Raw genomic sequence first — 10595 nt, forward strand, 5'->3', positions numbered from 1 at the left:
AGCGAATCCGACCAGGAGGCCAAGGTGAGCATCCATCACTCCACGCGCGGGAAACCGCCCCGGCGGTCCCGCGCACCCCGCAGGGCGACCGCTCCGGCCGCCGTCGGCACCGCCCTGGCCCTGCTCCTCGCCGCCTGTGGCGGTGGTGGCGGGGGCGGGGGAGAGCAGTCCGAGGCCGACTTCAACGAAGGGGAGACCACCGTCGTCAACCCCTCGGACCAGACCGGCGGAACCCTGCGCTACGCCGTCTCGTCCGACTTCGACTCTCCCGACCCCGGTAACACCTACTACGCGTACAGCTGGAACTTCTCCCGCTACTACGCGCGGACCCTGCTCACCTACGTCGGAGCCCCGGGCGAGGAGGGGGTGGAACTCCAGCCCGACCTCGCCGAGGAGATGCCCGAGAGCAACGACGACGCCACCGAGTGGACCGTCAAGCTCAAGAAGGGCCTCAAGTACGAGGACGGCTCCGAGATCGTCGCCGAGGACGTCAAGTACGCCATCGCGCGCAGCAACTTCGGCTCCCAGGCCCTGCCCAACGGCCCCAAGTACTTCCAGGAGCTGCTGGCCGACAGCGAGGAGTACGAGGGCCCCTACGCCGAGGATAACGAACCGCTCGCCGGTTTCGACGGGATCGAGACCCCCGACGACCACACCCTCGTCTTCCACCTGAACACGAGCTTCTCCGAGTTCCCGTACGTGCTCATCCAGCCGCAGACCGCGCCGGTGCCGGCCGAGGTCGACCGCGGCGAGCAGTACCAGACCCGGGTGCTCTCCTCCGGGCCGTACAAGTTCGACGGGGACTACCGTCCGGGGGTCTCCCTGAACCTGGAGCGCAACGAGGAGTGGGACGCCTCCACCGACCCGACCCGCAAGGCGCTGCCGGACCGGATCGAGGTGCAGTTGGGGGTCGACCAGAACGAGATCGACCAGCGGCTGGTCAACGGCGAACTCGACGTCGACCTGGGCGGGGCCGGGGTGGGGCCGGCCATGAAGGGCACCCTCATCACCGATGAGGCGCAGCGCCACAACGTCGACAACCCGCAGACCAACACCCTGCGCTACGTCAACGTCAACACCGTCATCGAGCCCCTCGATGACAAGGCCTGCCGAGAGGCGATCCTCTTCGCGGCGGACCGGGACGCCCTTCAGCGGGCCTGGGGCGGCGACACCGGTGGCGACGTCGCCAGCCAGATCATGCCGAGCGCGCTTCCGGGGGCCGACCCGGAGATGGACCTGTACCCGTCCCCGGAGGGCAAGGGCGACCTCGACAAGGCCCGCGAGAAGCTGGAGGAGTGCGGTCACCCGGACGGGTTCTCCACCGCGATCGGGGCCCGCGCAGACCGGCCCTCCGACGTGGGCACGGCCGAGGCGCTCCAGCAGGCCCTGGCCCGGGTGGGCATCGAGACGGAGATCAAGCAGTACCCGTCCGACAGCTACACCAACACGCAGGCCGGGTCCCCGGACTTCGTGCACGACAACGACCTGGGTCTCACCGTGTACGGCTGGGCCCCGGACTGGGCCAGCGGCTACGGGTTCATGAGCAAGATCCTGGACGGAGACGCGATCCAGCAGGCGGGCAACGTCAACGTCTCGGAGATCGACGACGAACAGATCAACACGTGGTTCGACGAGGTCGTGGCCATCACGGACGCCGACGAGCGGGCGGACATCTACTCGCGCATCGATGAGAGGGCGATGGAGGAGGCCGCCATCCTGCCGGCGGTGTTCGAACGCACCGTCCTCTACCGCCCCACGAGCCTGACCAACGTCTACTACCACGCGGGCTACTCGATGTACGACTACATGTCCTTGGGTACGACGAGGGATTAGGGAACGCCGTATCGAGCGGGGCGGTGGCCGGAGGACCGGTCACCGCCCCGCTCCGTGTCCACTACTTCGAACCGAGGACCATCACGGTGAGGCCGCTCGCGAACTCCACGGTCCTCAGACGTTCGAAGTGCGTGATGTCCAGGCCGTCCAACAGACGTTCGCCGCCTCCGGCGATCACGGGGAACACCCACAGGTGCAGTTCGTCCACGAGTCCGTGCTCGATCAACGTGTGGTCCGGCTCCCCCGTGCCGAACTTCAGGAGGTTCCCGCCGGGCTCCCTCTTGAGCCCCGCGACCCGCTCCGCGATGTCGCCTCGGATGATCGTGGCGTTCCACTCGGCTTCGGTGCCGGTCAGGGTCCGGGAGGCCACGTACTTGGGCATCGCGTTGATGCGGTCGGCGTAGTCGTCCCCGCTCCGCGAGGGCCAGGTCGCGGCGAAGCCCTCGTAGGTCTCCCGGCCGAGGAGGAGCGCGTCCGCCTGGCCCAACAGGGAGGTCGCGTAGGAGGAGTGCTCCTCGTCCCAGTACGGTGCCCCCACCTCTCGGGCGAGGAGAAGACTCCATCGATGGTGACGAAGGTCGACTCGATCAGCTTGCGCATGTCCACTCCGGTATCTCTCGGTGTCTCTCGCCCTCACGACGACCGGGGCGGGCGTGGATCGACACGGGGACGGAATCTTTTTTCGGACGGGACGGGGGAGGGGGCGGGCCCGGGGAGAGGGCCGGCCAGGTGGCCCGGTCGTCGGCCCCGGGCTTCGCGCGTTCCGTGTTCGAGGGCGGCTCTTTTTTGAGTCATGAAAAGTCGGATATGTGGAGGAATGGAAATTCCTCAGAGTGTTTCATTTTCGTGTTCGCGGTGCGTATGTTGCGTGCGTTTCCGATGTGATTAGAAGGGTGCTCGGCGTTCGCTCTTATTCGCGTCGTCGGGGGTCGGTCGTGTTCGATTATTCCGAATGTGGAAGGTGTAATTCCGCGTCTCCCGGATATCCTCTTGATGACCATGGTCATCATCTCGAATTCACGACGGCGGGACCCATCTCCCGCACGCGTCGCCCTCGCCGTCACCGTCGCTCTCGGGCCCCGGACCGAACACCGGACCGGTCCCACCGGAAGGGGCCCTCTCACGTAGGAGGAACCTTTGGTCAGCATCATCGGCAGGTCGGACTGGGGAGCGCGTTCCCCGCGGGACAGGACCACGGTCTCCTGGAGTCAGCGCACCGGGTTCACCGTGCACTATTCCGCGGGTCCGACGAGCCAGACCCCGCGTCAGATCCAGGACTTCCACATGGACTCCAACGGCTGGGCCGACATCGGCTACAACTTCCTGGTCGACCGTTCCGGGAAAATCTATGAGGGGCGTGGCTGGACGGTGGTCGGGGCCCACGCCGCTCCGCACAACACCAGCCATATCGGGGTCTGTTTCATCGGCCGCGACGGCGACGCCGGCAAGGCCGCGAAGAACGCCATCCGAAGCCTGTACGACGAGGCCGTGAAGAAAGCCGGAAAGAAACTGAGCAAGACCTGGCACGGCGGTCTGTCCGGCAACTCGACCGATTGCCCGGGCGCGGACCTTCGCGGGTGGGTCGAGGACGGAATGCCCTCCGCCTGAGCCGGACCCGTGCCCCGATCGAGGGGCGGGGCCCCTCCGCGCCCGAGGGAGGGGCCCCGACGCTCAGTCCTGGTCGGGGGAGCCGTCGTCCAACAGGACGCGGGCCACGGCGTCGTCCGTCACCAGGGTGGAGACCAGACCGCTGCGGAGCACGGCGCCGACCGCCCGCGCCTTGGACTCGTCGCCGGCCCCCGCGACCGCCACCACCTCGGGCACCCGCCGCAACTGGTCCGCGCTCACGCTGATGACCCGCTCGTCCAGGTCGCTGTGGACCTGGTTCCCGTCGATGTCGAAGAGCTGGGCTGACATCTCCCCGCACACGCCCATCGCGGTGTAGCGCTCCCGGTCCTCCGGGGTCAGCGCCTGGAAGACGGTGGAGTTGCGCTCGTCCCAGCCGCCGATGGCCACCACGGCGGTGGTCAGCCGGTCGAAGTGCGCGAACGCGGCGGCGATACCGGGGTCGGCGCGCAGGGTGGCCGCCGTGGCCGCGTCGGGAAGGATGAGCGGGGCGTAGATCGGGTACGCCTGGCCGCCGGCCAGTGTGGCCACGCGACGCACGGTCTCGACCGATCCTCCGGCCTCGGTGTGCTCGGACAGGACGCCGTTGAGCTGGACGACGGTGCAGCGCGGCAGTTCGACCATGTCGGCGCCCATCGCCTGTAGGCCCCGGCTCCAGGCCAGCCCCAGGATCTCGTCGGGGCGTACGATCTCGGACAGGAGACGGGCCGCCACCGAACCCAGGGCCCGGCGGGTGTCCAGGTGATCGTCCAGGGTGTCGACCACTATCGCCCGCCGCAGGCCGAACCGTTCGCGTAGGAGCTCGGAGCGTTCCGCGTCCAGCCGCTCCGGTAGGCGGATGTCGATGTGCACGATCCCGTAGGAGCGGGCGGCGTCGAGGTCGCGCGCGACCTTGAATCGACTCAGGCCGAACTCCTCGGCGATCTCCACCTTCGACCGGCCCTCCAGGTAGAACCTGCGGGCGATCGCGGCGAGTCGCACCAACTCCGCGGGCCCGTTCGGGGCCGTTTCCTGAACTTCCTGCCGCCGCTCGCTCATATGTGCAGGAGTCTACTCGAATGGGCGAACCACGTTGACACAGGCGTCACACGGGCGTTCAATGTTCGAAACATCTGTGACAAAGGTCGCTCAAATGAGCGAACCGAGCATCCGGGAGTAAACCAGACGTGCGCGCCGCCATCATCACCGAACCGGGATCCCTCATCGTGGACGATCGCCCGGACCCCACCCCCGCCCCGGACGGTGTCGTGGTCCGGGTCGGCGCCTGCGGGATCTGCGGCACCGACCTCCACATCGCCGACGGCGAGTTCCCGCCCAGCCCCTACCCGCTCGTCCCCGGGCACGAGTTCGCCGGCACGGTGACCGCGGTCGGGGAGAACGTCACCACGGGGCTGGCCCCCGGGGACCGGGTCGCCGTCGACCCCTCGCTGTTCTGCGGACACTGCGAGTACTGTCGCGCCGGACGCGGCAACCTGTGCGGCAACTGGGGGGCGATCGGCGACACCGTCGACGGGGCCTTCGCCGAGTACGTGGCCGTCCCCGCGGCCAACTGCTACCGCATGCCCGACTCGATGAGCATGCGGGAGGGCGCCCTGGTGGAGCCCCTGTCCTGCGCGGTCCACGGAGTCCGACGCATCGGCGTCGAGGCCGGCGAGCGCTTCCTACTGGTGGGCGCCGGCACCATGGGCCTGCTGCTCCAGCAGCTCCTCCAGCGCTCCGGGGCCCAGGTCACCATGGTCGACCGCAACACCCGACGGCTGGCCATCGCCGAGGAACTGGGCGCCCACGTCACCGCGACCGACGCCGACGACCTGAAGGAGGCGGACTTCGACGCCGCGGTGGACGTCACCGGCGTGCCCCAGGCGATCGAGGCGGCCTTCTCCTCGCTCCGGCGCGGCGGACGGCTGCTCATCTTCGGGGTGGCCGACGAGGCCGCCCGGATGTCGCTGTCGCCCTTCCGCGTCTACAACGACGAGATCACCATCGTGGGCTCCATGGCCGTGCTGAACAGCTACGGCGCGGCCCTGGACCTCATGGCCTCCGGCGCGATCGAGACGGCTCCGCTGCTCACCGACGCCCTGCCCCTGGAACGCTTCCCCGAGGCGCTGGACATGATGCGCGCGGGTACCGGCGTGAAGATCCAGGTCGTCCCCGACGCGTCCGCCTGATCGGAGGAGAGCCAACGTGCGAGCCACCACCAGAACGGCGGCCATGATCGCCGTGGTCGCCGCCGGGGCCCTGCTCACCGGCTGTGCCGGAGCGGGGGCCGTGGCCTCCGGGGACGGGGGCACCCGACTGACCGTCGCGATCGTGTCCAACCCCCAGATGCAGGACGCGATCTCCCTCCAGGATCGCTTCCGAGAGGACAACCCCGGCATCGAGGTCGACTTCGTGTCGCTCCCCGAGAACGAGGCCCGCGCCAAGATCACCACCTCGGTGGCGACCGGCGGGGGCGAGTTCGACGCCGTCATGATCAGCAACTACGAGACCCGACAGTGGGCCGAGTACGGATGGCTGGAGAACCTTCAGCCCTTCATCGACGCCTCCGACGGGTACGACCACGAGGACTTCATCCCCTCGCTGCGCGAGGACCTGTCCCACGAGGGCGACATGTACTCGGTCCCCTTCTACGGTGAGTCCTCCTTCGTGGCCTACCGCGAGGACCTCTTCGAAGAGGCCGGCGTGGAGATGCCGGAGAACCCCACCTGGGACGAGATCGCCGCGCTGGCCGCCGAACTCGACGGCGTCGAGCCCGGGGTCGCGGGGATCTGTATGCGCGGCCTCGCCGGTTGGGGCGAGGTGCTCAGCCCGTTCAACAGCATGCTCAACACCTTCGGCGGTCGCTGGTACGACGAGGACTGGAACGCCGAACTGGACTCCCCGGAGTTCCACGAGGCCGCCTCGTTCTACGTCGACCTGGTCCGTGAGCACGGCCAGCCGGGCGCCGCCAACAGCGGCTTCGGCGACTGCCTGAACCGCTACGCCCAGGGTCGGGCCGCCATGTTCTACGACTCCACCTCCATGGTCAGCACCATCGAGGACGAGAACGCCGGAACGGTGGCCGGTCTCAACGGCTACGCTCCGGCGCCGGTCTCCGAGACCGACTACGGCGGCTGGCTGTACGCCTGGACGCTGGGGATCCCCTCCACCTCCGAGCACAAGGAGGAGGCGTGGGCGTTCCTGGAGTGGATGACCGACCAGGAGTACGTCCGCACGGTCGCCGAGGAGTACGGCTGGCAGCGGGTCCCCCCGGGCAACCGACTCTCGACCTTCGAGGTGCCCGAGTACCAGGAGGTCGCCGGGGCCTACGCCGGCCCCATGCTGGACGGCATCGAGAAGGCCGATCCGCAGAACCCGGGTACGCGTCCGGTCCCCTACGAGGGCATCGGTTTCCTCGCCATCCCCGAGTTCCAGGACCTGGGCACCCGGGTCAGCCAGCAGCTCAGCGCGGCCGTGGCCGGCCGGATCACCGTCGAGCAGGCCCTCGAACAGAGTCAGGAGTACGCCGAGACCGTCGGCGAGACCTATAAGGAGGACGGCCGATGAGCGCCGCGACCGCACCGCCGCGCGAGGCGACCGCGACGCCCTCGCCCTCCACCCCCGCCCGCGGACGTGCCCGTGTCTCGGGGTGGGCGCGCAGGGCCCCTCTGCTCCCCGCCCTCGTGTTCATGCTGGTCGTCACCCAGCTTCCGTTCCTGGCGACCGTCGTGTACTCGTTCCGTTCCTGGAACCTGTTGCGGCCGGACTCCCAGGCGTGGGTGGGCGTGGCCAACTACGCCGCGGTCTTCACCGACCGCCAGTTCCTCGGGGCCGCCGCCAACACGATCCTCATCACCGCCTCCTGCGTGGTGGTGGCGATGCTGCTCGGTATCGGTCTGGCCCTGCTGTTGGACCGCAGGTTCCCGGGCCGGGGCGTGGTGCGCACACTCGTCATCACCCCGTTCCTGATCCTGCCGGTGGCCACGGCGCTGCTGTGGAAGCACATCATGTTCGAACCGGTCTTCGGTCTGGTGAACTTCGTGCTGTCCCCGTTCGGCGTGGAGACCTTCGACTGGGTCTCCCAGGCGCCGGTGCTGTCCGTGGTGGTCGCGCTGGTCTGGCAGTGGACGCCGTTCATGATGCTGCTGGTGCTGGCCGGGCTCCAGAGCCAGGGCGGTGACGTGCTGGAGGCCGGACAGGTCGACGGCGCCAGTTCCTGGCAGAGCTTCGTGTGGATCACCCTGCCGCACCTGCGCCGCTACATCGAGCTCGGTGTGCTGCTGGGTTCGGTGTACGTGGTGAACACCTTCGACACGATCTACATGATGACCCAGGGCGGCCCCGGCACGGCCAGCGCCAACCTGCCCTTCTACATCTATCAGCGGACCTTCCTCGGGTTCGACATCGGACAGTCCGCGGCGATGGGCGTCGTGGTGGTGGTCGGCACCATCATCGTGGCGATGCTGGCCCTCCGGCTGATCTTCCGCACGTTCATGAACGCACAGGAGGCGAGATCGTGACCGCCCGAGCCCCCGAACGAGCGGTGTCCACCACGGCGGGAACGCGGCGGCCGCGTCCCTCGTCGGTCGCGACCCGTCTGCCCGGAGCCGCCCTGACCGTGTTCACCTGGGTGATCGGCCTGGTGTTCGTCGCCCCGGTGCTGTGGTTGGTGCTGACCGCGTTCAAGCAGGAGAACCAGGCGGCGACCAACCCGCCGACGCTCTTCTTCCAGCCCACGCTCGACCGTTTCACGGCCGTGCTGGGCGCCGACTTCCTGCCCTATCTGGGGAATTCGGCGATCGCGACCCTGGCCTCCACTCTGCTGGTGCTGGCGCTGGGTCTGCCGGCGGCGTACGCGCTGTCGATCGCCCCGGTCAAGCGCACCCAGGACGTCCTGTTCTTCTTCATCTCCACCAAGATGCTGCCGGTGGTGGCGGTCGTCGTCCCGATCTACGTCGCGGCCGCGCACCTGTCGATGTTGGACAACGTGTGGACCCTGGTGGTGCTGTACACGGCGATGAACCTGCCCATCGCGGTGTGGATGCTGCGCTCCTTCTTCCTGGAGGTCCCCACGGCGATCGTGGAGGCCGCCCGGATGGAGGGGGCGGGGCTGCCGAGGATCCTGTGGTCGGTGATGATGCCGATCATGGCTCCGGGCATCGCGGCCACGGCCCTCATCTGCATGATCTTCTCGTGGAACGAGTTCTTCTTCGCGGTGAACCTGACGGCGGCCCAGGCGGCCACCGTCCCGGTGTTCCTGACCGGGTTCATCACCAGTGAGGGGCTGTTCGTGGCCCAGCTCTCGGCCGCGGTGGTGATGGCGAGCCTGCCCATCGTGGTGATCGGCTGGACGGCGCAGCGTCAGCTGGTGCGGGGCCTGTCCATGGGCGCCGTGAAGTAGACCCTCGGCGGATCCGACCGATCCGCGTTCCGACGGGACCTCGGGCCCCGTGTCGCACCCCGGTGAGGGGCGGCGCGGGGCCCGACCCGTACCCGGGCTCGGCGTGGCGCGTGGGGCGAAGCCTTGTACACGCCGAACACGAGACGTGATCGGCTGATTTCAGTGGGTTACGGTTTGGCTCCGGGGTGGAGTTCTCCCCGGTCCGGTTCCGGACCCCGGGGCCATGGTCTCGACGACAGAAAGCACGCGCCTTGACGACCTACATCCTGCGCCGCCTCGGCGCCGGTCTGTTGCTCCTGGCCGTGGTCACCATGGTCACCTTCGCCATCTTCTACGTGGTGCCCCGCTGGGCCGGCCGCACCACCGAGCAGCTCGCCACGATGTACGTGGGGCGGGCCCCCACACCGGAGGCGATCCAGGCGACCATCGAACGGCTGGGCCTGGACCAGCCGATCGCGGTGCAGTTCGGGGAGTTCGTCCGGGGCATCCTCTTCGGTGCCCAGTACCAGTTCGGCCGGGACACCATCGAGTGCTCCGCCCCCTGCTTCGGGTACTCGTTCCAGACCTACCAGGAGGTCTTTCCCGAGATCATCGCCCGGCTTCCCGTGACGGCCTCGCTGGCCCTGGGGGCCGGGATCATCTGGTTGGTCGGCGGTGTCGCCGTCGGGGTGATCTCCGCGGTCTGGAAGGGCAGCCTGTTCGACCGTCTGGCCATGGGCGTGGCCCTGGCCGGCGTCTCGCTGCCGATCTTCTTCACGGGGCTGCTGTCCCTGGCCTTCCTGGTGCACTCCTGGGGGCTGTTCACCACCCCGCGCTACGTACCTCTGACCGAGGACCCGCTCGCCTGGGCCCATGGGCTGGTCCTGCCCTGGCTCACCCTGGCGTTCCTGCACGCCGCCATGTACGCCCGGCAGACCCGCGCGGGCATGCTGGAGACCCTCAACGAGGACTACATCCGCACCGCCAGGGCCAAGGGGTTGAGTGAGCGCAAGGTCGTGCTCAAACACGCGCTGCGTCCCACCCTGACCCCCATCATCACCATCTTCGGTCTGGACCTCGGGCTGGTCCTGGGCGGCGCGGTCCTCACCGAACAGGTCTTCTCCCTCAACGGCATCGGCCGCTACGCCGTCCAGGCCATCACCCAGAGCGACCTGCCGGTGATTCTCGGCGTGACCCTGTTCGGCGCGTTCTTCATCGTCATCAGCAACCTGATCGTGGATCTCGTGTACCCGCTCGTCGACCCGCGCGTGCGCATCCACGGCTAAAGAGAGGCGTCCTCCATGAGTCGGTCCCCTGTCGTGCGTGTGGACGATCTGCGGGTGACGTTCCCGATGATGGACGGTGACGTCCACGCGGTGAAGGGTCTCTCCTTCGAGGTGCCCGCCGGAGGCGCCCTGGGGATCGTGGGCGAGTCGGGTTCGGGTAAGAGCGTGACCTCGCTGGCCCTGATGGGTCTGCACCGGGGAAGTCGGGCGCAGATCACCGGCTCCATCGAGGTGTCCGGTCAGGACGTGGTCACCGCCACCGACAAGCGGCTGCGTCGGATGCGCGGTAACGACATCTCGATGGTCTTCCAGGACCCGATGCAGTCGCTGCACCCGCAGTACACCATCGGCAACCAGCTCATCGAGGCGTTGTGCGTCCATCGTCCACAGATCTCGCGGGCACAGGCGCGCTCCCGGGCCGTGGAGTCCTTGGAGCGGGTGGGGATCCACGAGCCGGAGAAGCGGATCAATTCGTATCCGCACGAGTTCTC

General features: G+C 68.4%; 9 protein-coding genes and 1 pseudogene. 8 read left to right on the top strand and 2 right to left on the bottom strand.

Going from position 1 to position 10595, the window contains the following annotated elements:
* Positions 1-24 precede the first annotated feature (24 nt).
* Positions 25-1833 carry an ABC transporter substrate-binding protein gene (locus D451_RS0120215; protein ID WP_026125221.1) on the top strand — a complete coding sequence of 603 codons (1809 nt, stop codon included), beginning with the start codon at positions 25-27 and terminating at the stop codon, positions 1831-1833.
* 61 nt (positions 1834-1894) lie between these two features.
* On the opposite strand, the gene D451_RS26720 is transcribed toward D451_RS0120215, so the two are convergent.
* A complete protein-coding gene (locus tag D451_RS26720) occupies positions 1895-2371 on the bottom strand; it encodes a dihydrofolate reductase family protein (protein WP_017535766.1) in 477 nt (158 codons plus the stop codon).
* Positions 2372-2970: 599 nt separating this feature from the next.
* Here D451_RS26720 and D451_RS0120225 point away from each other — a divergent pair.
* Positions 2971-3432, top strand: a pseudogene (locus D451_RS0120225) (N-acetylmuramoyl-L-alanine amidase); the annotation flags it as partial.
* Between the two features lie 72 nt (positions 3433-3504).
* Here D451_RS0120225 and D451_RS0120230 read toward each other — a convergent pair.
* A complete protein-coding gene (locus D451_RS0120230) occupies positions 3505-4443 on the bottom strand; it encodes a sugar-binding transcriptional regulator (protein ID WP_017535768.1) in 939 nt (312 codons plus the stop codon).
* Positions 4444-4625: 182 nt separating this feature from the next.
* Here D451_RS0120230 and D451_RS0120235 point away from each other — a divergent pair, with 182 nt between their 5' ends.
* The 6 genes from D451_RS0120235 to D451_RS0120265 form a co-directional block, all read left to right on the top strand.
* Positions 4626-5627 (top strand): zinc-dependent alcohol dehydrogenase family protein, encoded by a 1002-nt coding sequence (locus tag D451_RS0120235; protein ID WP_017535769.1) that lies wholly within the window; start codon positions 4626-4628, stop codon positions 5625-5627.
* 43 nt (positions 5628-5670) lie between these two features.
* A complete protein-coding gene (locus D451_RS0120240) occupies positions 5671-7005 on the top strand; it encodes an ABC transporter substrate-binding protein (protein WP_017535770.1) in 1335 nt (444 codons plus the stop codon).
* A complete protein-coding gene (locus D451_RS0120245) occupies positions 7002-7958 on the top strand; it encodes a carbohydrate ABC transporter permease (protein ID WP_014911424.1) in 957 nt (318 codons plus the stop codon). The genes D451_RS0120240 and D451_RS0120245 overlap by 4 nt, the downstream gene beginning before the upstream one ends.
* 23 nt (positions 7959-7981) lie before the next feature.
* Complete coding sequence (locus D451_RS0120250) at positions 7982-8839, top strand: carbohydrate ABC transporter permease (protein WP_394296802.1); 858 nt, start codon at positions 7982-7984, stop codon at positions 8837-8839.
* Between the two features lie 251 nt (positions 8840-9090).
* Positions 9091-10104: an ABC transporter permease gene (locus D451_RS0120260; protein WP_017535772.1), complete on the top strand. Its 1014-nt coding sequence runs from the start codon at positions 9091-9093 to the stop codon at positions 10102-10104.
* Positions 10105-10119: 15 nt separating this feature from the next.
* A partial coding sequence (locus tag D451_RS0120265) for an ATP-binding cassette domain-containing protein (RefSeq protein ID WP_152472943.1) occupies positions 10120-10595 on the top strand: 476 nt, incomplete at its 3' end.

The organism is Nocardiopsis alba DSM 43377, assembly GCF_000341225.1.
Classification (GTDB): domain Bacteria; phylum Actinomycetota; class Actinomycetes; order Streptosporangiales; family Streptosporangiaceae; genus Nocardiopsis; species Nocardiopsis alba.